A 19,139-nucleotide genomic window follows, 5' to 3' on the forward strand; every position below is an offset into this window, starting at 1 on the left:
TCAGAGCTCCTGGCGCAGGTTGTCGGGATCATGGAAGGGCAGTGGCACCACCTGGGCACTGACCATCACGCCGCCTTCCACGCGGATCGGGATGTGCATGCCAGGCGTCGCCTGATGGGCACCGGCGTAGGCCAGGCCGATGATCTGCCCGAGGGTCTGCGAGTACTCGCAGGAGGTGACGTTGCCGCTGATGTCCGGGCCGTCCAGCACCAGGTGGCCCTCCAGCGGCTGCGGGCTGCCCTTGGGCAGGGTAAAACCGACCAGCTTGCGCTTGAGCGGCTGTGCTTCGAGGATCTCGATCGAGCGTTTGCCGACGAAAAACGGCTTCTTGCGGCCAATCGCCCACTGCATGTCGAGCTCAGCCGGATGGGTCATGCCGTCGCTGTCCTGGCCGATGATCACGTGGCCTTTCTCCAGGCGCAGCAGGCGCTGGGTCTCGACCCCGAACGGGCGGATACCCAGCCCGGCCCCGGCCTGCATCAGCGAGTCCCACAGGCGCTCGGCATGGCGCGCCGGCACATGCACTTCATAACCCAGCTCGCCGACGAAGCCGACTCGCAGGATGCGCGCCGGGATGCCGGCCACCGTGCCCAGGCGCACCCCCAGATAAGGGAAGGCTTCGGCGGACAGCTCGACATCGTTGCAGACCTTGGCCAGCACCTGGCGCGACAGCGGCCCGGCCAGGTTGACCGCGGCCAGGGCGGCGGTGACGTTGGCGATGTCCACGTCCAGCCGCCACTGCGCGTTCCACTTGAGCATCTGCTGGTAGATGCGGTCGACGCCGCTGGTGGTGGCGGTGACGTAGAAGTGTTGCTCGGCCAGGCGCGCGCAAACGCCGTCATCGATCACCACGCCGTGCTCGTTGGTCATCAGCGCATAGCGGGTGCGGCCGATGGCCAGCTTGGCAAAGCCGAAGGTGTACAGGCGCTCCAGCAGTTCGGCGGCATCGGGGCCGCGCACATCCAGGCCGCCGAGGGTGGAAACGTCGATCAGGCCGACCTTCTCGCGCACATGGCGGGCTTCTTCCTGCACGCAGCGCTCGCGGTGTTCCGGCTTGCCGTAGAAGGCCGGGCGCTGCCAGCTGCCAGCGGGCATCATCTGCGCGCCCGCTTGCAGGTGTCGGCGGTGCATCGGCGTCTGCCGGTACGGGTCGAACGCACGGCCGGCCACATGCGCAAGTTTCTCGGCCTGGAAGGGTGGGCGGGCAGTGGTCACGCCGGTTTCGCTGATGCTGCGGCCGGTGGCCTGGGCCACCAGGCGGGCGGTGGGCAATGCCGAGTGACGGCCCTGGGACGGGCCCATGCCGACCGTGGAGAAGCGCTTGACCAGCTGTACGTCGCGGTAACCGCTGCGGGTGGCATTGACGATATCGCGCACCTGCAGGTCCTCGTCGAAGTCGACGAAGTCCTTGCCCTTGGGGTGCGGGAAGATCGGCCAGGGGAAGTTGACCTTGGCCTCGGCCACGTACGGCGGTGGCGTGAGGGCTGGCAGCCCGAGTGCCGCGAGGGCGTCGGCGGCGCCGCGGCTGGCGTCGGTGAGCACGTTGTCCAGGCGGTGGCGGCCGTTCACCGAACCTGCGATGTCCAGGCCAGCGGGAAGGCTGCTGATGGCGAACTCGTCGCGGTTCACGTCATAGGCCAGCTTGCCACCGGCCTGGCACAGCAACTGATACACCGGCATGTAGCCGGCAGACATGCACAGCAGGTCGCAGGCCACGCGCAGGCCGTGATCGCCAACCTTGCCCTGGCCGGTGATCGGGCGGATTTCTGCGCCCGTGACATGGCGCATGCCCGCTTCGTGCAAGGCCTCGTAGACGGTGCTGCCGAGGTGCAGGGGAATGTCGCGACGCTCCAGCTCGCTGGCCAGCGCGACATCGGCAGGCGCGGCGCGCATGTCGACCAGGGCGGCGACGGCCACGCCTTGCTCGTGCAGGTCCAGCGCGGCCAGGTAGCCGTCATCGTGGCCGGTGAGCACCACTGCACGTTGCCCCGGCTTGACGGCATACAGCTTCATCAGCCGCTGCGCGGCGCTGGTCAGCATCACCCCAGGCAGGTCGTTGTTGCGGAACACCACCGGCTGATCGAACGACCCGGCCGCCACCAGGCAGCGGCTGGCGCGCACCTTGTACAGCCGCTTGTGCTGGATCACCGGCAGGTAGTTGTCGGTGAACCAACCGTTGCAGGTGGCCTCGCACAGCACCTGGATGTTCGGCTGGCCTGCGACGGCAGCCAGCAGTTCCTGGCGCAGGCTGGCGGCGCGGGTGCCGGCGATGTCGAAGCGGGCGTAGGTCAGCGAGCCGCCGAGTACCGGCTGTTGCTCGATCAGCAGCACCTTGGCTCCGGCATTGGCGGCATCCAGCGCGGCGCGCAAACCGGCCGGGCCGGCACCGATCACGGCCAGGTCCACGAACAGGTAGGCCTTGTCGTAGTACTGCGGCTTGAAACCGAGGTCGAGTACGCCGAGGCCGGCCTTCTTGCGAATCAGCGGTTCCCACCGCTGCCACATGCCCTTGGGCTTGTAGAACGCGCGGTAGTAGAAACCCACCGGCATGAAGCGCGAGAACTTGCCCAGGTAGGCGTCGCGGTCGTGTTCCAGGCTGCCGTTGAAGTTCTGCCCGGTGACCACCAGGCCGTCACGGGCAGCCTCCATGTCGGCCAGCGCATTGGGCTCTTCGGGGAGCTGCACCAGGGTGTTGGCGTCCTGCCCGGCCATACTCAGCGGGCCACGCGGGCGGTGATATTTGAACGAGCGCGACAGCAGCCAGCGGCCGTTGCCGAGCAGTGCACTGGCGAGGGTGTCGCCGGCAAAGCCCGGGCACGCCTGGCCATCGAATTCGAAACACAAGGGCTGCTCGCGGTCGATCAGCAGGCCCATCGGCGCAGGGAGGCGAGTATGGCTGTTCATCCGGCAATCTCCGGGCTGGCGGTGTGGCTGAAGTCGACGCGGCGGTCGAACACTTCCTTGGGGTCGAAGGTGCGCAGCACCTGGTCGGTGACAGTGTGGCGCTCGGCCAGGAACCAGTAGCTCGAGGCGTTGTGCAGCCACCACTCGGTGACCACGCCGGCCAGGTTGTCGCTGTTGAACACGTAGTCGGCCCACTCGCCGTCAGTGCAGGTGGCCGGATCGGGCATCTGCCTGAATTCGCCGCCATAGGTGAACTCGCTGATGTTGCGCGGGCCGTTCAAGGGGCAGGTCATGATCTTCATCGTCGTGTGCTCCTTAGTGGCTGGCCGCGGTGGCGCCCATTTCGTTGACTTGCCGGAAGCGGCTGAAGCGTTCCAGGGCGAACGGGGCGATCAATTCAGGTACCTTGCCGCCGCTGGCCACGAGTTCGGCAATGGTCTTGCCGCAGATCGGCGTGGCCTTGAAGCCCCAGGTGCCCCAGCCAGCGTCGAGGTAATAGTTGTCGACTGGCGACAGGCCCATGATCGGGCTGTAGTCCGGGGTCATGTCGGTCATGCCGGCCCACTGGCGCATCAGCTTGGCGTTGGCCATGAACGGGAACATCTCGATGGCGTGGGCCAGCAGGCTTTCCTTGAGGTCGAGGGTGGAGCGGGTGTTGTACAGCGGGTACGGGTCGGAGCCGCCGCCGAAGACGATCTCGCCTCGGCTGGTCTGCTGCACGTAGCAATGCAATGCCGACGAACTCACCAGCGGGTCGAGGAATGGCTTGAATGGCTGGGTGACCATGGCCTGCAGCGGGTAGGTGTGGATCGGCGCACGGATGCCGGCCTTGGCCATCAGCAACGAACTGGCGCCGGCCACCGCCTGCACCACGCAGCCGCACTGCACGGTACCGCGGTTGGTCTTGACCGCTTCGATGCGGCCATTGCGGATCAGCAGGTCCTGCACTTCGGTCAGCTGATGGATTTCCACGCCGCGCTTGGCGGCCTGCCTGGCGTAGCCCCAGGCCACCGCGTCGTGCCGCGCGGTGGCGCCGTCGATGTGCCAGAGGCCGGCGAGCACCGGCAGGTGACCGGGGTCGAGGTTCAGGCTCGGCACCAGCTCGCGGATCTGCTGGCGGTCGATCATTTCGGTGCGCCCGCCGAAGTGCCTGTTGACCTCGGCGCGCTGGCGGAACGCGCGCACAGTGGCGTCGGTGTGCGCCAGGGTCAGCTGGCCACGCTCGGAGTACATGATGTTGAAGTCGAACTCGTTGGACAGGTTCTGGAACATCCGCACGGATTCGGCGTAGAAGCGCACGCCCTCGCTGGTGAGGTAGTTGGAGCGGATCACCGCGGTGTTGCGTGCGGTGTTGCCGCCGCCCAGGTAGGCCTTTTCCAGCACGGCAACGTTGGTCACGCCGTGGTACCTGGCCAGGTGATAGGCGATGGCCAGGCCGTGGCCGCCGCCGCCGATGATCACCACGTCGTAGCGCGGCTTGAGTTCGCACGGTGGCGGCAGGTCGACCTCCACCGGGTAGTCGGCGCTCAGGCCGTATTTCAGCAGGGCGAAAGGCATGGGGTGCGCTCCTGGAGGGCGGCCTGTTGCTGCAGGTCGAGGGCGAGCAGGGTGTTTTTCATCAGGTAGGCGATGGTCATCGGGCCGACGCCGCCGGGCACCGGGGTGATGGCGGCAACCTGGGGCAGGGCGGCCGCGAAGTCGACATCGCCGACCAGGCGGCTATGGCCGCCTTCTTCGATGCGGTTGATGCCGACATCGATCACCACCGCACCGGGCTTGAGCCACTCGGCGCCGACCAGGCGTGGCTTGCCGACCGCCGCGACGACGATGTCGGCCTGGCGGCACAGTGCCGGCAGACCGCGACTGCGTGAGTGCACCACGGTCACCGTGCAGTCGGCCTGCAGCAGCAGCGCGGCCATCGGTTTGCCGACGATGTTCGAGCGGCCGATCACCACGGCATGCTTGCCGCGCAGCTCGCCGCAGGCATCGCGCAGCAGGCGCATGCAGCCGCTGGGAGTGCAGGGCGTGAGCACATCGCGCCCCTGGGCCAGGCCGCCGACATTTTCACTGTGAAAACCATCGACGTCCTTCAGTGGGTCGATCGCCTGGAGGATGCGTTGTTCGTCGATGTGTCCTGGCAACGGCAGCTGCACGAGGATGCCGTTCACCCCGCTGTCACGGTTGAGCCGGTCGATCAGGGTCAGCAGTTGCGCCTGGGTGGTGTCGGCCGGCAGCCGGTGTTCCTGCGAACGAATGCCCACTTCCTCGGCGCGTAGCACCTTGTTGCGTACATACACCTGGCTGGCCGCGTCGGCCCCGACCAGGACCACTGCCAGGCCTGGTTGCACACCGCCCTGGCGCAAGGTCTGCACCTGCTCGCGAACCTCGGCCAGCACCCGCGCTGCGGTGGCCTTGCCGTCGATCAGCTTGATGCTGGGGATGGCGCTCATTTGAAGATCACCGTGCGGTCGTGGTTGAGGAACACCCGGTGCTCAAGGTGGTATTTGACTGCGCGGGACAGGGCGATGGTCTCGGTGTCGCGGCCGATCGCCACCAGGTCGTCGGGGCTATAGGCGTGGTCCACGCGCTGCACTTCCTGTTCGATGATCGGGCCCTCGTCGAGGTCGCTGGTGACGTAGTGGGCGGTGGCGCCGATCAGCTTGACGCCGCGCTGGTAGGCCTGGTGATAAGGCTTGGCGCCCTTGAAACCGGGCAGGAACGAGTGGTGGATATTGATCGCCCGGCCCGACAGCTGGCGGCACAGGTCGTCGGAGAGGATCTGCATGTAGCGCGCCAGCACCACCAGTTCGGTGCCGGTGTCCTCGACGATGCGCATCAATGCGGCTTCCTGCTCGGCCTTGGTGTCCTTGCTCAGCGGCAGGTAGACGAAGCGGATGCCCTGGCGCTCGGCCATTGGCCGCAAGTCGAGGTGGTTGGAGACCACGGCGGTGATGTGCATGTCCAGTTCGCCCTTGGCGTGGCGGTAGAGCAGGTCGGCCAGGCAGTGGTCGAACCTGCTCACCATCAGCAATACGCGCAGTGGTCGGGCGCTGCTGTGCAGGCTCCAGTCCATGTCGAAACGCTGGGCGACATCGGCGAAACCTGCTTCCAGTTGTGGCGTGTCACCGCTGACACCGGTGTTGTAGCGGAACACGGCGCGCATGAAGAAGCGGCCATTGTCCTCGTCGTCGAACTGCGCCATCTCGCTGATGTAGCAACCATGCTCGGCCAGGTAGGTGGTCACCGCAGCGACGATGCCGGACACGGCCGGGCAGCTGACGCGCAGGATGAAGTGATCGGGAGCGGGGGGCATGTCGGGTAGGCCTCGTGATCGGGTGGGGCAGGTCGGCACAAGGGCAAAAGGCGCTTCGCGGCGAGCGAAGGAATGTTTCTTCATGGGAATATAAATTTCCCTTGGGCGATTTATAGGCGAAGCGAGGGGGTGCGGTCCAGCGGTTTGTGAAATTTTTTATCCTGTCAGGAAAGTTGGTGCCTGGCGTTTACTTCCGGCTGCCCGGTAAGGCTATGCTTGCTTCATGAGCACCCCACTTCCACTTCGCCAACCGTGCCCCCCTGGCGCCTGTGACTGCGGCCGCGAACACTTGGCCGAGCATCCGTCAGCGGCCCAGCGCATCCTCCTGCTCACCCGCCAGGAAGAAAAGCGCCTGCTCGAACGCCTGGAAAACCTCAAGGACCTGGAGGACCTGCAGCGCCTGCAGCAGCGGCTGTACGAAAACCTTGGCATCCGCGTGCACATCAGCCCCGGTTTCAACGAAGTGCGCACCATGCGCGGCATCGTCATCGAACTCGACGAGCAGCCCGGCCTGTGCCGCAAGACCCGCCAGTCGATCCCGGCCGCGATCCGCCGGGGCCTGGAGCGCAACCCGCAGGTGGCGTTCCGCCTGCTCGATGCGCATGACTTGCTCAGAGACGCCTGAGGCTAATTTTTCCGAAGTGTCCTACGTCTACCTGAGAACCTCCCTGCGCCAGGTGTGCAGCGGTATTCATCACTCAAGGAGACAGGCAATGACTTCCGTATTCGACCGCGACGATATCCAGTTCCAGGTAGTGGTCAACCACAAAGAGCAATACTCCATCTGGCCGGACTACAAGGTCATTCCCGAAGGCTGGCGCGCCGTGGGCAAGAGCGGCCTGAAGAAGGACTGCCTGGCCTACATCGATGAAGTCTGGACCGACATGCGGCCCTTGAGCCTGCGCCAGCAGATGGCCGCAGCTGCCGCCCAGTGACCCCGCTCAACCTGCTGTGCCTGCCCTATTCCGGGGCCAGTGCCATGGTCTACAGCCGCTGGCGGCGCAAGCTGCCGGCCTGGCTGCAGGTGCGCCCGGTCGAACTGCCTGGGCGGGGTGCGCGCATGGGCGAGCCGCTGCAGACCGACATGCAGACGCTGGCCCGGCAGTTGGCCAGTGAGCAACGCCTGGCCGTCAACGCACCTTATGCGTTGCTCGGCCATAGCCTTGGCGCACTGCTGGCCTTCGAACTGGCCCACGAACTGCGCGCATTGGGCTGCCCAGCTCCGCTGGCGCTGTTCGCTTGCGGCACGGCGGCGCCCACCCGGCGCGAGGATTACGATGGGCACAACTGGCGCGACCCCAAGACCGATGACCAGCTCAAGTCCGAACTGCGCGAACTCAATGGCACGCCGGAGGAGGTGCTGGCCAATGCCGAGCTGATGAGCCTGACCTTGCCCACCCTGCGCGCCGACTTCCTGCTCTGCGGTCGATATCTCTACCGTCAGCGGCCTGCCTTGCAGTGCCCGCTGCACGTGCTCGGTGGCGAAGCGGACCGGGCCAGCGCAGAGCAACTGCAGGCCTGGCGCAGGGAAACCCTCGGTGCCTTTTCGCTGCAGATGTTCCCCGGCGGCCACTTCTTCATCCACGAGCACGAGGACCGGGTGCTCGCCGCGCTGACACAGGCCCTTGAGGCGTATCGGCTTTCTGCCTGATTGACGGCGCCGCCTGCCTGGGGGAGGCTAGGCCTTTTTCCAGGCAAGAGGCGGACAATGCTGATCGAACATCACAAGGCCACGTTGCTGGTGGTCGACATCCAGGAAAAGCTCATCGGCGCCATGAGCGACCCTCGAGGCACTCGCGCCCGAGCGCGCTGGTTGCTCTCGGCCTGCCATGACCTGGAACTGCCGATCGTGATGTCCGAGCAGTACCCCAAAGGCCTGGGTCATACCTTGTCGGAACTGATCGCGGTGGCCCCGGCGGCAGAGGTGGTGGAAAAGACCCATTTCTCCTGCGTGGCCGCCCAATGCTTGCCGGCCGGCCTGATGGCCCGTGAGCAAGTGATCGTCTGCGGCATGGAAACCCACGTCTGCGTGCTGCAGACCGTGCTTGGCCTGCTGGCGCTGGGCAAGCAGGTGCTGGTGGTCGAGGATGCCTGCGACAGCCGTACCCCGGCCAACAAGGCCGCAGGCCTTGCGCGCATGCGCCAGGCCGGGGCGCAGGTGGTGACCGGGGAGATGGTGCTGTTCGAGCTCATGGGCAGCGCCAGCCACCCGCAGTTCCGCCACATCAGCAAGACCTACCTGGTCGGTGAACAGCCCTGAACGGCCGTCTGTTGGCGGCCGGGCTGATGGCCCTGGCGCTGTTGCAGGGGTGCGCCGGGCGGCGCGAGGAAGAGCCGGAGGCCGACCCGGCCAAGGTGCGTGCCCAGCTGATGCGCCTGCTGCCGGCCCAGGCCAAGGACCGCGAAGGCTGGGCCAGTGATATCCAGGTGGCGTTCGAGGCCCAGCGCATTGCGCCGAGCAAGCGCAACCTGTGCGCGGTGCTGGCGGTGACCGAGCAGGAGTCGACCTTCAATGCTGACCCGCAGGTGCCCGGCCTCGGGCGCATCGCCCGAGAAGAAATCGACCGCCGTGCGGCGCGCCTGCACATTCCAAAGCTGCTGGTCGATGCTGCACTGAAGACGCCTTCAGGCAATGGCCAGAGCTATCAGCAGCGCCTGCTGGCAGTGCGCAGCGAGAAGCAGCTGAGCGCGCTGTACGACGAGTTCATCGCTCGCTTGCCGTTGGGCAAGACTTTGCTGGACGGCTTGAACCCCGTGCACACCGGCGGGCCGATGCAGGTCAGCATCGATTTCGCCGAGAAGCACGCCAAGGATTATCCCTACACCTATGACGGCACCATTCGCCAGGAAGTCTTCAGCCGCCGTGGCGGCATGTACTTCGGTATTGCCCATCTGCTCGGCTATCCGGTGCATTACGAGCGCCAGCTGTACCGCTTCGCCGATTTCAACGCAGGGTGGTACGCCAGCCGCAATGCCGCGTTCCAGGCTGCCTTGAGCAAGGTCACGGGGGCAGCCCTGGCGCTGGATGGCGACCTGGTCGCCCCCGGGTCGATCATGCCCGGCAGCACTGAGCAGGCGGCGCGCAAGCTCGGGGTAAAGCTGGGGCTGCGCAACACGCAGATCCGCAACCAGCTGGAGCTCGGTGACAGCCTGGCGTTCGAGGACAGCAAGCTGTACAGCGGGGTGTTTGCCCTGGCCGATGCGGCCGCCGGCAAGCCGCTGCCGCGGGCCGTGCTGCCGGGGATCGAGCTGAAGAGCCCGAAGATAACCCGTAAGCTGACGACCGCCTGGTTTGCCGGGCGGGTGGATGAGCGTTATGAGCGGTGCATGAATCGATAGCGCATGGCCAAGGCCCGGCACGCAGCCTGTTCAGGCCGACAGCAACGGCCAGCCCTGGTGATGCTCCACCAGAAAATCCACGAATACCCGCACCCGTGCCGGCATTGCCGGCCCGCCGACGAACACCGCATGCAGCGGTTCGCGGTCGCCTGGGTTGTAGTCTTCCAGTAGCGCCACCAGTTGACCGTTTTTCAGTTCATCGGCTACGGTAAAGGTCCCGATCCGGGCAATGCCCGCCCCCAGCCTGGCCAGTTGCGCCAACGCCTCGCCACTGCTGCACTCGATATTCCCCGTCACTTTCAGTGAAAAATCCTCCCCCGCCCGGCGAAACGGCCAATCCGGTGCAGCACGCCGGAAGTTGAAGCGCAGGCAGTTGTGCTGCGCCAGGTCCTCAGGCACCTGCGGCGCGCCACAGCGTGACAGGTAGTCGGGCGAAGCGACCACCACCTGGCCGGTATGACCGATGCAGCGTGCACTGAGCGAGCTGTCTGGCAGTTGGCCGAAGCGCAGCGCCACGTCGGCCTGACCGCCATGGATATCGGCGATTTCATCGCTCAGCGTCAGGTCCACCAGCACCTGCGGATACAACGCGCTGAACGCCGTCAGCAACGGCACCACCGTCTGCCGCCCGTGCCCCAGCGCGGCGCTGACCCGCAAGCGCCCGCGCGGCACGCCCTGATCGGTGATCGCCTCTTCGACTTCCAGCAGGTCGGCCAGGATGCGCCGCGCCCCGCGCAGGTAAGCCTCGCCCTCGGTGGTGAGGGTGATGGCCCGGGTGGTGCGCAGCAGCAGGCGGGTACCCAGGCGCTGCTCGGCGCGGGCGATGATGCGGCTCACCGCCGAGGGTGTCAGGCCCAGCTCGCGGGCCGCGGCAGACAGGCTGCCGGCATCCACCACCTTGGCAAAAACCTCCATCTCCCCGGATCGCCCGTTGAAGTCCATCTGTGCCTCCAGCGCAAAGGTGGTTACCGGAAAACCGGTCTAGTGCATTCAAAAGTCTGATCGTAGCATTCCCGTCATAGATAAGGAGCCTTGTATGCGTATCAATCCCCCTCTCGTGGCGCTCGCCATCGGTGCCTTCGGCATCGGTGTCACCGAGTTCGCCCCCATGGGCATGCTGCCCGGCATTGCCAGCGACCTCGGCGTGTCGATCCCGGCGGCAGGCCTGCTGGTCAGTGCCTACGCGTTAGGCGTGCTGATCGGTGCCCCGTTGATGACCCTGGCCACCGGCAGAGTGCCGCGGCGCTACCTGCTGATCGGGCTGATGGCCATCTTTACCCTGGGCAACCTGCTGTCGGCCCTGGCCACCGATTACCAGAGCCTGCTCATTGCACGGGTGGTGACCTCGCTCAACCACGGCGCCTTCTTTGGCGTCGGCTCGGTGGTGGCGGCCAGCGTGGTGCCGCCCGAGAAGCGGGCAGGGGCGGTGGCCGCCATGTTCATGGGCCTCACCCTTGCCACCATCGGCGGTGTGCCGCTGGCCACCTGGTTCGGTGAGTTGCTCGGCTGGCGCACGGCGTTCTGGGGCATTGCCGGCCTGGGCCTGGTGGCGATGGCTTCGCTGTGGTTCGCACTGCCCAGTGTGCCGCTGCCCAAGAGCGCGGGTGTGATGGCCGAAATCCGTGTGCTGGGGCGTGGGCCGGTGCTGGCGGCGCTGACCCTGACCGTGGTCGGCTCCAGTGCGATGTTCACCGTGTTCACCTACATTGCACCGATCCTTCACAGCCAGGCGCAGGCTTCCACGACCTTCATCACCGCCATGCTGGTGCTGTTCGGCATTGGCCTGACCCTGGGCAACGTGTGGGGCGGCAAGGCCGCGGATCGCTCGGTCGAGCGCACCTTGATCGTGTCGTTGCTGGTGTTGATTGCCGTGCTGCTGGTGTTCCCGGCGATGCTTGGCTGGTCGCTGCCGACGGCGCTGGCGATCCTGGTCTGGGGCATTGCCAGTTTCGCCCTGGTGCCGCCGCTGCAGATGCGCGTGATGGATGCCGCCAAGGACGCGCCCAACCTGGCTTCGGCGGTGAACATTGGCGCGTTCAACCTGGGCAACGCGATAGGTGCGGCGCTGGGTGGCGCGGTGATCAACGCCGGCTTGGGGTACTCGGCGGTGTCGTTTGCCGGGGCAGGGATGGCGCTGCTGGGGCTGCTGCTGACCATCGCCTGGCGGACGCGGCCGGTAGTGCCGGTGCAGCAGGCGGCGTAACGGACAGTGGGCTGCAAAGCAGCCCCGTTTGTGTAGACTTGCCGGGTGCCGATAAGGAAATCACCATGCATCCCACCCAAGCCGACGTCGAAGCTTTGCTGTCCTACCAATCCCGGCTCTACCCCAATGGCGCAGCGATCAAGACCTACACCCTCAAGGAAGGCAGCCGTTGGCCCGACTATGAAGCAGTGGTCAGTGCCTTTTACAAGGAGGCCGGCAGGGACTGCTGGACCGACGTCAATTACCGGCCCGCCGCCGACCACCTGCTCAGCGCCCCCGACACCATCGCCCAAGCCACCTTGCCCCAACTGCAGAGCCTGCTGACCTACTGCGTGCGCGGTGAACGTTTCTGTGACGGCCATTGGGCGGCCATGATCGAACGGGGCCACGTGCAGCGCATCCTCTCGCGTTTGGCCGCGTTTGCCTGAAGGCACATAAATAGCTTGGCTTGATACGCTGGTGCAAATTAGAATCGGTCGCATTCAAGCCTTGCCAGAGCCGACCCCATGACCGATCTCGCTCCGCCTCCGGAGCCCAGCCTGCCTGCCCTCTACCGCGACCACCGCGGCTGGCTGGAAGCCTGGCTGCGGCGGCGCCTGGGCAACGCCTGGGATGCCGCCGACCTCAGCCAGGACACCTTCCTGCGGGTGCTCACCAGCGCCCAGCCGCTGGCGGACATTCGCCAGCCGCGTGCTTACCTGCTGACGGTGGGCAAGCGCCTGCTAAGCAACTTCCACCATCGCCGCAGCCTGGAACAGGCCTACCTCGACGCCTTGGCGCAACTGCCCGAGCAGAGCCTGCCGTCGCCGGAGCACCGCTGGATCCTGCTGGAAACCCTGCATGCACTGGATGAGCTGCTCGACGGCCTCAAGGCCCCGGTGCGCAAGGCCTTCCTCTGGAGCCAGGTGGAAGGCCTGGGCTACTGCGCAATCGCCGAACGCCTCGGTGTCTCTGAACGCACGGTAAAACGCTACATGGCGCAGGCCTACGAGCATTGCCTGCTGGCAGAACTGTAATGGCCGCGCCTGCCACCAACGCCCGCGAAGTGGTGCGTGCTGCCGCCCGCTGGCTGGCGCTGCTGGAGTCCGGCCAGGCCAGCCAGCGCGACCTCCAGCGCCTGGCGCAATGGCGGGCCAGCGACAGCCTGCACGAGAACGCCTGGCAGCAGGCCCAGCGACTGCGCCAGCGCTTCTCGCAACTGCCCGGCGAGTTGGCCATGGCAACGCTCGATCGGCCGGACGCTGGCCGCCGTGCCTTGCTCAAGCAGGCCCTGGGCGTTGCCGCGCTGCTACCGACGGCCTGGCTGCTGAGCCGGCAGTTGCCGCTGGATGCCTGGACCGCCGACCTGCATACCGCGGTCGGCGAACGCAGGCAGCGGGTATTGAACGACGGAACGACCTTGCAGCTGAACACCGACAGCGCCGTCGATGTCGATCTCGCGGCCCGGCGCGTGAAACTGCTGCGGGGCGAGGTCGCGGTCGCGGTCGCCGATGCGGTCGACCGGGTAGTGCAGGTGCCGGTTGGCCAGGTCCAGGTCAGGGGAGGCGAGGTCTGCGTGCGGCTTTTCGATCAGGCTTGCCGGGTGTCGGTGGTAAAAGGCTTGGCGACCCTGCAGCCGCTGCGCGGCAATTCCGTGGTGCTGCAGGCCGGCCAGCAGGCCAGCTTGCGTGCCAGCGGGCCAGGCCCGGTCATGGCCGTGGATGATCTGCTGTTGGGCTGGCGCGACGGCGTGCTGCGCCTGGACGACCGCCCGCTGGGCGACCTGCTGCACGAGCTGCGCAGGTACCGTCCAGGCCTGCTGCGTTGGGCAGCGGAGCTTGAACGCCTGCGGGTCACCGGCACCTTTCGCCTCGACGACACCGACCGAGTGCTGGCGCTGCTCGCCGCTAGCCTGCCGCTGGAGGTGCATGCGCGCACCCGTTACTGGGTGACGCTGGTCCCCCGAGAAAATCGTGCCTGAGGCTGTCCCCTTTTTTTCCCTCGTCGGTCATTACCGATAAGAGAACGCAAAGGGAGCCTGTTTCAATGCCAGCTGTTACGCCATACCGCCTCATCCCGCTGGGGTTCGCCATGAGCCTGTTGCTGTACGTGCCTGCCTGGGCCGACGAGCAAGCCCGCCGCAGCTACCAGGTGCCCGCCGGCAGCCTGGGCGCGGCGCTGACCCGCTTCGCCGACCAGGCCGGTGTCAGCCTGTCGGTGGACCCGGCGCTGGTCAGTGGCCGTCAGAGCGACGGGCTGGCTGGCAGCTACAGTGTCGACGAAGGCTTTGTGCAACTGCTGCGCGGCAGCGGCCTGCAATTGCAGCCGGCAGGCGAGGGCGCCTTCACCCTGGTGCCGGCCCCGCAAGGTGCTGATGCCCTGGAGATCGCCCCGACCACCATTGTCGGCGGCCAGGCCTCGCCCGGCGATGCCCAGCCGTATGCCGGCGGCCAAGTGGCGCGCAAGGGCTCGCAGGGCCTGCTCGGTGCGCGTGACTTCATGGACACGCCGTTCAGCATGACCACCTACACCCACGAGCTGGTAAAAAACCAGCAGGCCCGGACCCTTGGCGACCTGGTGGCCAGCGACCCGTCGGTGCGCGCCACCAACCCGGCAGGCGGGCGTTTCGAGCAGTTCACCATTCGCGGCTTCAGCCTGTTCAACAGCGATGTGTCCTACAACGGCCTGTATGGCATCCTGCCGACTTATTCGATCGACATGGAAATGGCCGACCGCGTCGACATCCTCAAGGGCCCGAGCCAGCTGATCAATGGCATCTCACCGCGGGGCAGCGTGGGTGGCGCCATCAACGTGGTGCCCAAGCGCGCTGGTGACCAGCCGCTCACCGAGCTCACCGGCAGCTACGCCTCCGGCAGCCAGGCCGGCGGCGCGGTGGACGTCGGCCGCCGCTTCGGTGAAGGCGAGCAGTTCGGCGTGCGTTTCAACGGCGTGAAGCAGGCCGGCGATACCGAGTGGGAGCACCAGAGCGTCGACCGCGAAATGGCCGTGCTGGGCCTGGACTTTCGTGGCGAGCGCCTGCGCCTGTCGGCCGACCTGGGCCACACCGAGCGCGACACCGACGCGCCGCAGGAACGCGTGCTGGTCGGCGCCAACGCCAAGGTGCCGGACGCCAGCGACGTGCACCATAACTATGCCCAGGCCTGGAGCAAGGCGCGCACCCACGACACCTTCGGCGCGCTGAATGCCGAGTACGATCTCAGTGATTCTCTCATGGCCTATGCTGCGGTCGGCGCACGCAAGAGCAACCATGACTTTCTCCGCCACAACGTGTCGATCGTCAACGATGCCGGTGACTTCACTGTGCAACCGCGCGATTTCACCCGCGACGAGTCGGTGCGCACGGCCATGGCCGGGTTGCGCAGCTGGTTCCACACTGGCCCGGTCAGTCATGAACTCAACCTGGCTGCCAGCTACTTCTACATGGATTTCACCAACGGCGGCGCGCGCTATGCCTCGGCACCGAGCAACCTGTACAACCCGGTCGCCACCCCCACGCCGGGCACACCCACGCGCATCGACCCTGAGGCGTACACCGAAAACCGTTTCTCTGGCGTTGCCCTGGCCGACACCCTCGGCTTCTTCGACGAACGCCTGTTACTGACCCTGGGTGCCCGCTGGCAGCGGGTGCAGGTGGACGACTGGAGCGATGGCGTGAAGGGCGACACGGCCTACGACGAAGAAAAAGTCTCGCCTTCGGGCGGCGTGCTGCTCAAGGTCACCGACCAGCTGTCGCTCTACGCCAACTACATGGAAGGCCTGAGCCAGGGCAAGATCGCCCCGTCGACTTCGGTCAACGAAGACCAGATCTTCCCGCCATTCATCAGCCGCCAGGTCGAGGTCGGCGCCAAGTACGACCTGGGCCGAGTCGCCTTCACTGCCAGCGCCTTCCGCATTCGCCAGCCGGCCTACGAGACCAACGCCACATCACGCGTGTTCGGCCGCAACGGCACACGCGATAACCGCGGTATCGAGCTCAGCGTGTTCGGTGAACCGCTCGACGGCGTGCGGGTACTGGGCGGGGTGATGTACATCGACAGCGAACTGACCGGTACCGTGAACGGCGCGTTCGACGGCAACCGTGCCCCGGCCATGCCGGCGTACAACGTCAACCTCGGCGCGGAATGGGACGTGCCTGGGGCGAACGGGTTGACGCTGACGGCGCGGGGCATTCATTCCAGCTCGCAGTACCTGGACCAGAACAACAGCAAGCAGATCGACGGCTGGGAGCGCTTCGACCTGGGCGCGCGCTATGCCTTCAAGGTCGACGCCACCGAGGTCACCTTGCGCGCCAGTGTCGAGAACGTGATGGATGAGCGTTACTGGGCTTCGGCGGGGGCGTCGGATGACAGTGAGCCGGGGCTGACGCTGTCCACGCCGCGCACCTACCTGCTCTCTGCCACCCTCGGTTTCTGAACGCGTGGGCAGCAGTCACCTGCTCAAGGCAGGCCGTTGCGCCCATGGGCAAGGTAGCCAGGCCGCTGGCTCAGGCGTTCGTAATAGTCACTCACGGCGGGCAGCTGGGGATGATCGATCGGTGTGGCGAACCAGCGCTGCACCGACAGGCCGATGGGGATGTCGGCCAGGGTGAAGTGCTCGCCAGCGACGAACGCGCCGGTCGCAGCCAGTTGCCGATCGAGGATGCCCATGTAGCGCGCCCACTCTGCGCAACCGGCCGCCAGCGCCTGGGTATCCTGATGCGCAGGCGAGTGGCGCACCCGCGACATGAACGGGTAGCTCCACGCCCGGTTCAGGTCCGAGGCCTGCCAGTCGATCCACTGGTCGATGCGCGCCCGTGCCTGTGCTTCGCTTGGGTAGCAGGCCGCATCGCCATAGCGGTTGGCCAGGTAGCGGATGATGCTGTTGGATTCCCACAGCGTGAAACCGCCGTCCTGGATCACCGGGACCATGGCGTTGGGGTTGAGCGTGAGGAATTCGGGCGCATCGGTGGGCCGGAAGCCGTTGCCCCAGTCTTCACGGGTGAAGGGGATGCTGAATTCGGCGCAGGCCCACAGCACCTTGCGCACGTTGATCGATGAGGCCCTGCCCAGTATCCGTAACATAGCTTCGTCCTTGATGGGGGGAGTGCTGATCGTCAACGACCGCATTGTTTGGGTCAAGCTGGATCTGAAGCAGACATTCACCTGCGGCTCTGGCAAGGTGGAACGCCGATCACGTCAGGCTTGAATCGCCCATGGATGCCTTCTACCTCATCGCCCTCGGTGCCATCGTCGCCGGTTTCGTCCAGGGCCTTTCCGGCTTTGCCTTCGGCATGGTCGCGATGTCGTTCTGGGCCTGGGGCCTGGAACCACGGCTGGCGGCGTCGCTGACCGTGTTCGGCAGCCTCACCGGCCAGCTGATTGCCGTGTTCAGCGTGCGACGCGGCTTCAGCTGGGCGCTGTTGTGGCCGTTCGTGCTTGGCGGCCTGGCCGGCATCCCGCTGGGGGTGTGGGTATTGCCGTACCTGGACATGCTCTGGTTCAAGGCGGTGTTCGGCACCTTGCTGGTGCTGTGGTGCCCGCTGATGCTGCTGGCGCCGCGCCTGCCACGGCTGCCGGGCAACCGCCTGGCCGATGGTGCGGTGGGCCTGGTGGGCGGGGCGCTCGGCGGAATCGGTGGCTTTACCGGCACAGTGCCTACACTGTGGTGTACCTTGCGCGGCTTCGAGCGTGATACCCAGCGTGCGGTGATCCAGAACTTCAACCTGTCGATGCTGCTGGTGACCATGCTCACCTACCTGGGCACCGGCGTGGTGACCCGCGACATGCTGCCCGCGTTCGCTGTGGTGCTGCTGGCCATGGCGCTGCCGGCGCTGCTGGGCACGCGGGTGTACCTGGGGATCAGCGAACTGGCGTTTCGCCGGGTGGTGCTGGGGTTGTTGACCGCCTCGGGAGTAGCCATGCTCATGGCATCGCTGCCGCAGTTGTTGAGCCGTTGAGTGCTTGCCTGTTGGCACTGAACTTGGCACCCTTTGCGCCGCTTCGATCTTCCGTGCCGTAACAGAAGGAACCGCACCGTTGAGTTGGGACAAAGTCGGCAAACGCCTGGTCGCCATGCTGCTTGGCCTGATGGTCATCCTGGTGGCTTATATGCTGCTCAAGCCCCAGTCACGGCTCGAGGCGACCTTGACCTACGCTTACCTGACCTATCCCAGCCAGTTCAGCGAGCGCATCAGCAGGGCCAACGCGCAGCTCAAGTACGAGGAGTTGCAGCCGCGCATCAACACCATCAGCGACGGCGCGTTGAACCCGTATCAGGTCGACAAGCTGATCGAACTGGCCCAGGCGCCTTATGCGCAGTTGTTCGCCAAACCCTTCGAAGCCGGGTTGGTCGACCACCGTACTGGCTTGCTCATCGACCTGCACACCCGTGGCGACAGTGATGTGCGTGAGGTGAAGATCCGGCTGCCGGCCAAGGGCCTGGTGCAGGTACGCGATGGGGCGGGTAACGACACCCTGTACGAGGCGGCGACGGCGCAGGTAGAGATACCGGCCATCAAGAAGGGCAGCGAGTGCCGGGTCTGGGTGTATTTCGACGCCGACTACGCACAGATTCGCCAGGGTGGCATCGGTGTCAGTTTTGCGGGTGGCGAGGCCGATGTGCGGGTCTACCGAGCATTCACTGGGTTCCCGGCGCTGGTGGCACGCTACAGCCGCGAGTTGGTGGGGTTGCTCGCGGCATTGATGCTCAGCGTGCTCGGGATGGGGTACGCCTGCCTGGCCCGGCGGCGCACCCTTGCCGGTACGAGATGACTCAGGCCGGAACCATGGCAAAGCCCACGCCAAAGCGGTTCCAGGCGTTGATGGTGGCGATGGCCAAGGTCAGGTTGGCCAGCTCGATCGGCTCGAAGTGCTGCTGCAGCGCTTCGTATTCCGCTTGCGGGGCGCCACGCTCGGGCAGACGGGTCAGGCATTCCACCCAGGCCAGCGCGGCACGTTCACGCGGGGTGAAATAGTTCGTTTCCTGCCAGGCGCACAGGGTCTGCAAGCGCGCCTCGGTCTCGCCGGCCTTGCGCGCGTCATTGGCATGCATGTTCACGCAGTAGGCGCAGCCGTTGATCTGCGAAGCCCGCAGGCGCACCAGCTCCAGCAGTGAGTTTTCCAGGCCACTCTTGGCCAGGGCCTGTTCCAGGCCGACCATGGCCTTGTAGGCTTCCGGCGCGTGTTTGGCCCATTCGATACGGTTGTGCATGGCGTGCTCCAGGGATGCGTTGTGGACATGGCGCTACCTTAGCGCCGGGCGGTGATTGGCCCGATAGCCAATCGCGCGCTTTGCCGGGAGGCCAATCGGGCCATTAAGGTGGCCACTGACCTGCATCCAATCTCTTCATTTCTTCCCTGACTGCCTCGACAGGATAATGGCCGGGTCTTGCTTGGGAGTTTC

20 protein-coding genes are annotated in these 19,139 nt (G+C 66.1%); 12 read left to right on the top strand and 8 right to left on the bottom strand.

The annotated features are described in order from the left end of the window. Genes L6D64_RS05225 through purU form a run of 5 tightly spaced genes read right to left on the bottom strand, consistent with a single transcriptional unit; the run spans position 1 to position 6,217 of the window. Complete coding sequence (locus L6D64_RS05225) at positions 1 to 2,904, bottom strand: 2Fe-2S iron-sulfur cluster-binding protein (RefSeq protein WP_176508922.1); 2,904 nt, start codon at positions 2,902 to 2,904, stop codon at positions 1 to 3. Further along, positions 2,901 to 3,206 carry a sarcosine oxidase subunit delta gene (locus L6D64_RS05230; protein WP_176508921.1) on the bottom strand — a complete coding sequence of 102 codons (306 nt, stop codon included), beginning with the start codon at positions 3,204 to 3,206 and terminating at the stop codon, positions 2,901 to 2,903. Before L6D64_RS05230 ends, L6D64_RS05225 begins: the two co-directional genes overlap by 4 nt. Before the next feature lie 13 nt (positions 3,207 to 3,219). Continuing rightward, the gene (locus L6D64_RS05235) at positions 3,220 to 4,461 is read right to left on the bottom strand and encodes an FAD-dependent oxidoreductase (RefSeq protein ID WP_176508920.1); all 1,242 of its coding nucleotides are present in this window, start codon (positions 4,459 to 4,461) and stop codon (positions 3,220 to 3,222) included. Further along, complete coding sequence (gene folD, locus L6D64_RS05240; RefSeq protein WP_176508919.1) at positions 4,443 to 5,354, bottom strand: bifunctional methylenetetrahydrofolate dehydrogenase/methenyltetrahydrofolate cyclohydrolase FolD; 912 nt, start codon at positions 5,352 to 5,354, stop codon at positions 4,443 to 4,445. The genes L6D64_RS05235 and folD overlap by 19 nt, the downstream gene beginning before the upstream one ends. Further along, positions 5,351 to 6,217 carry a formyltetrahydrofolate deformylase gene (gene purU / locus L6D64_RS05245; RefSeq protein ID WP_176508918.1) on the bottom strand — a complete coding sequence of 289 codons (867 nt, stop codon included), beginning with the start codon at positions 6,215 to 6,217 and terminating at the stop codon, positions 5,351 to 5,353. Before purU ends, folD begins: the two co-directional genes overlap by 4 nt. Positions 6,218 to 6,440: 223 nt before the next feature. Between purU and L6D64_RS05250 the strand changes: the two genes are divergently transcribed. The 5 genes from L6D64_RS05250 to L6D64_RS05270 all read left to right on the top strand — a co-directional run bounded on the left by L6D64_RS05250 (position 6,441) and on the right by L6D64_RS05270 (position 9,556). After that, positions 6,441 to 6,842 (top strand): hypothetical protein, encoded by a 402-nt coding sequence (locus L6D64_RS05250; protein ID WP_176508917.1) that lies wholly within the window; start codon positions 6,441 to 6,443, stop codon positions 6,840 to 6,842. Between the two features lie 88 nt (positions 6,843 to 6,930). Further along, entirely contained in the window at positions 6,931 to 7,152 is a 222-nt protein-coding gene (locus tag L6D64_RS05255) for an MbtH family protein (protein WP_176508916.1), read from the top strand. Beyond that, a complete protein-coding gene (locus tag L6D64_RS05260) occupies positions 7,149 to 7,868 on the top strand; it encodes a thioesterase II family protein (RefSeq protein WP_176508915.1) in 720 nt (239 codons plus the stop codon). Before L6D64_RS05255 ends, L6D64_RS05260 begins: the two co-directional genes overlap by 4 nt. Before the next feature lie 57 nt (positions 7,869 to 7,925). Further along, positions 7,926 to 8,477, top strand: coding sequence for a hydrolase (locus tag L6D64_RS05265; RefSeq protein ID WP_176508914.1), 552 nt, complete (start codon positions 7,926 to 7,928; stop codon positions 8,475 to 8,477). 26 nt (positions 8,478 to 8,503) lie between these two features. Continuing rightward, positions 8,504 to 9,556: a DUF1615 domain-containing protein gene (locus tag L6D64_RS05270; protein WP_176508913.1), complete on the top strand. Its 1,053-nt coding sequence runs from the start codon at positions 8,504 to 8,506 to the stop codon at positions 9,554 to 9,556. Positions 9,557 to 9,586: 30 nt separating this feature from the next. Here L6D64_RS05270 and L6D64_RS05275 read toward each other — a convergent pair whose 3' ends face one another. Further along, a complete protein-coding gene (locus L6D64_RS05275) occupies positions 9,587 to 10,498 on the bottom strand; it encodes a LysR family transcriptional regulator (protein ID WP_054887096.1) in 912 nt (303 codons plus the stop codon). A 94-nt stretch (positions 10,499 to 10,592) separates the two neighbouring features. Here L6D64_RS05275 and L6D64_RS05280 point away from each other — a divergent pair, with 94 nt between their 5' ends. The 5 genes from L6D64_RS05280 to L6D64_RS05300 all read left to right on the top strand — a co-directional run bounded on the left by L6D64_RS05280 (position 10,593) and on the right by L6D64_RS05300 (position 16,172). Beyond that, positions 10,593 to 11,759 (top strand): MFS transporter, encoded by a 1,167-nt coding sequence (locus L6D64_RS05280; RefSeq protein ID WP_176508912.1) that lies wholly within the window; start codon positions 10,593 to 10,595, stop codon positions 11,757 to 11,759. A gap of 65 nt (positions 11,760 to 11,824) precedes the next feature. Beyond that, entirely contained in the window at positions 11,825 to 12,187 is a 363-nt protein-coding gene (locus L6D64_RS05285) for a DUF6508 domain-containing protein (RefSeq protein ID WP_176508911.1), read from the top strand. 78 nt (positions 12,188 to 12,265) lie between these two features. After that, a complete protein-coding gene (locus L6D64_RS05290; RefSeq protein ID WP_176508910.1) occupies positions 12,266 to 12,775 on the top strand; it encodes a sigma-70 family RNA polymerase sigma factor in 510 nt (169 codons plus the stop codon). Continuing rightward, positions 12,775 to 13,719, top strand: coding sequence for a FecR domain-containing protein (locus L6D64_RS05295; RefSeq protein ID WP_176508909.1), 945 nt, complete (start codon positions 12,775 to 12,777; stop codon positions 13,717 to 13,719). The genes L6D64_RS05290 and L6D64_RS05295 overlap by 1 nt, the downstream gene beginning before the upstream one ends. 65 nt (positions 13,720 to 13,784) lie before the next feature. Beyond that, positions 13,785 to 16,172 carry a TonB-dependent receptor gene (locus L6D64_RS05300; protein ID WP_176508908.1) on the top strand — a complete coding sequence of 796 codons (2,388 nt, stop codon included), beginning with the start codon at positions 13,785 to 13,787 and terminating at the stop codon, positions 16,170 to 16,172. 23 nt (positions 16,173 to 16,195) lie between these two features. Here L6D64_RS05300 and L6D64_RS05305 read toward each other — a convergent pair whose 3' ends face one another. After that, positions 16,196 to 16,819, bottom strand: coding sequence for a glutathione S-transferase family protein (locus L6D64_RS05305; RefSeq protein WP_176508907.1), 624 nt, complete (start codon positions 16,817 to 16,819; stop codon positions 16,196 to 16,198). A 131-nt stretch (positions 16,820 to 16,950) separates the two neighbouring features. Here L6D64_RS05305 and L6D64_RS05310 point away from each other — a divergent pair, with 131 nt between their 5' ends. Beyond that, positions 16,951 to 17,694, top strand: a complete 744-nt coding sequence (locus L6D64_RS05310) for a sulfite exporter TauE/SafE family protein (protein WP_176508906.1) — start codon at positions 16,951 to 16,953, stop codon at positions 17,692 to 17,694. A gap of 79 nt (positions 17,695 to 17,773) precedes the next feature. After that, positions 17,774 to 18,508, top strand: a complete 735-nt coding sequence (locus tag L6D64_RS05315) for a hypothetical protein (RefSeq protein ID WP_176508905.1) — start codon at positions 17,774 to 17,776, stop codon at positions 18,506 to 18,508. 1 nt (position 18,509) lies between these two features. Here the strand turns inward: L6D64_RS05315 and L6D64_RS05320 are convergent, their stop codons facing one another. Next, entirely contained in the window at positions 18,510 to 18,947 is a 438-nt protein-coding gene (locus tag L6D64_RS05320) for a carboxymuconolactone decarboxylase family protein (protein WP_176508904.1), read from the bottom strand. Positions 18,948 to 19,139: the final 192 nt, after the last annotated feature.

This window comes from Pseudomonas urethralis (assembly GCF_021602465.1).
Classification (GTDB): Bacteria; Pseudomonadota; Gammaproteobacteria; order Pseudomonadales; family Pseudomonadaceae; genus Aquipseudomonas; species Aquipseudomonas vlassakiae.

What these genes read in the sequence shown, in the direction of transcription:
- L6D64_RS05265 (WP_176508914.1), top strand. Translation starts at nt 7,926, where the DNA reads ATGCTGATCGAACATCACAAGGCCACGTTGCTGGTGGTCGACATCCAG.
- L6D64_RS05305 (WP_176508907.1), bottom strand. Translation starts at nt 16,819, where the DNA reads ATGTTACGGATACTGGGCAGGGCCTCATCGATCAACGTGCGCAAGGTG.
- L6D64_RS05280 (WP_176508912.1), top strand. Translation starts at nt 10,593, where the DNA reads ATGCGTATCAATCCCCCTCTCGTGGCGCTCGCCATCGGTGCCTTCGGC.
- L6D64_RS05255 (WP_176508916.1), top strand. Translation starts at nt 6,931, where the DNA reads ATGACTTCCGTATTCGACCGCGACGATATCCAGTTCCAGGTAGTGGTC.
- purU (WP_176508918.1), bottom strand. Translation starts at nt 6,217, where the DNA reads ATGCCCCCCGCTCCCGATCACTTCATCCTGCGCGTCAGCTGCCCGGCC.
- L6D64_RS05270 (WP_176508913.1), top strand. Translation starts at nt 8,504, where the DNA reads ATGGCCCTGGCGCTGTTGCAGGGGTGCGCCGGGCGGCGCGAGGAAGAG.
- L6D64_RS05225 (WP_176508922.1), bottom strand. Translation starts at nt 2,904, where the DNA reads ATGAACAGCCATACTCGCCTCCCTGCGCCGATGGGCCTGCTGATCGAC.
- L6D64_RS05310 (WP_176508906.1), top strand. Translation starts at nt 16,951, where the DNA reads ATGGATGCCTTCTACCTCATCGCCCTCGGTGCCATCGTCGCCGGTTTC.
- L6D64_RS05250 (WP_176508917.1), top strand. Translation starts at nt 6,441, where the DNA reads ATGAGCACCCCACTTCCACTTCGCCAACCGTGCCCCCCTGGCGCCTGT.
- L6D64_RS05275 (WP_054887096.1), bottom strand. Translation starts at nt 10,498, where the DNA reads ATGGACTTCAACGGGCGATCCGGGGAGATGGAGGTTTTTGCCAAGGTG.
- L6D64_RS05235 (WP_176508920.1), bottom strand. Translation starts at nt 4,461, where the DNA reads ATGCCTTTCGCCCTGCTGAAATACGGCCTGAGCGCCGACTACCCGGTG.
- L6D64_RS05230 (WP_176508921.1), bottom strand. Translation starts at nt 3,206, where the DNA reads ATGAAGATCATGACCTGCCCCTTGAACGGCCCGCGCAACATCAGCGAG.
- folD (WP_176508919.1), bottom strand. Translation starts at nt 5,354, where the DNA reads ATGAGCGCCATCCCCAGCATCAAGCTGATCGACGGCAAGGCCACCGCA.
- L6D64_RS05290 (WP_176508910.1), top strand. Translation starts at nt 12,266, where the DNA reads ATGACCGATCTCGCTCCGCCTCCGGAGCCCAGCCTGCCTGCCCTCTAC.
- L6D64_RS05320 (WP_176508904.1), bottom strand. Translation starts at nt 18,947, where the DNA reads ATGCACAACCGTATCGAATGGGCCAAACACGCGCCGGAAGCCTACAAG.
- L6D64_RS05285 (WP_176508911.1), top strand. Translation starts at nt 11,825, where the DNA reads ATGCATCCCACCCAAGCCGACGTCGAAGCTTTGCTGTCCTACCAATCC.
- L6D64_RS05295 (WP_176508909.1), top strand. Translation starts at nt 12,775, where the DNA reads ATGGCCGCGCCTGCCACCAACGCCCGCGAAGTGGTGCGTGCTGCCGCC.
- L6D64_RS05300 (WP_176508908.1), top strand. Translation starts at nt 13,785, where the DNA reads ATGCCAGCTGTTACGCCATACCGCCTCATCCCGCTGGGGTTCGCCATG.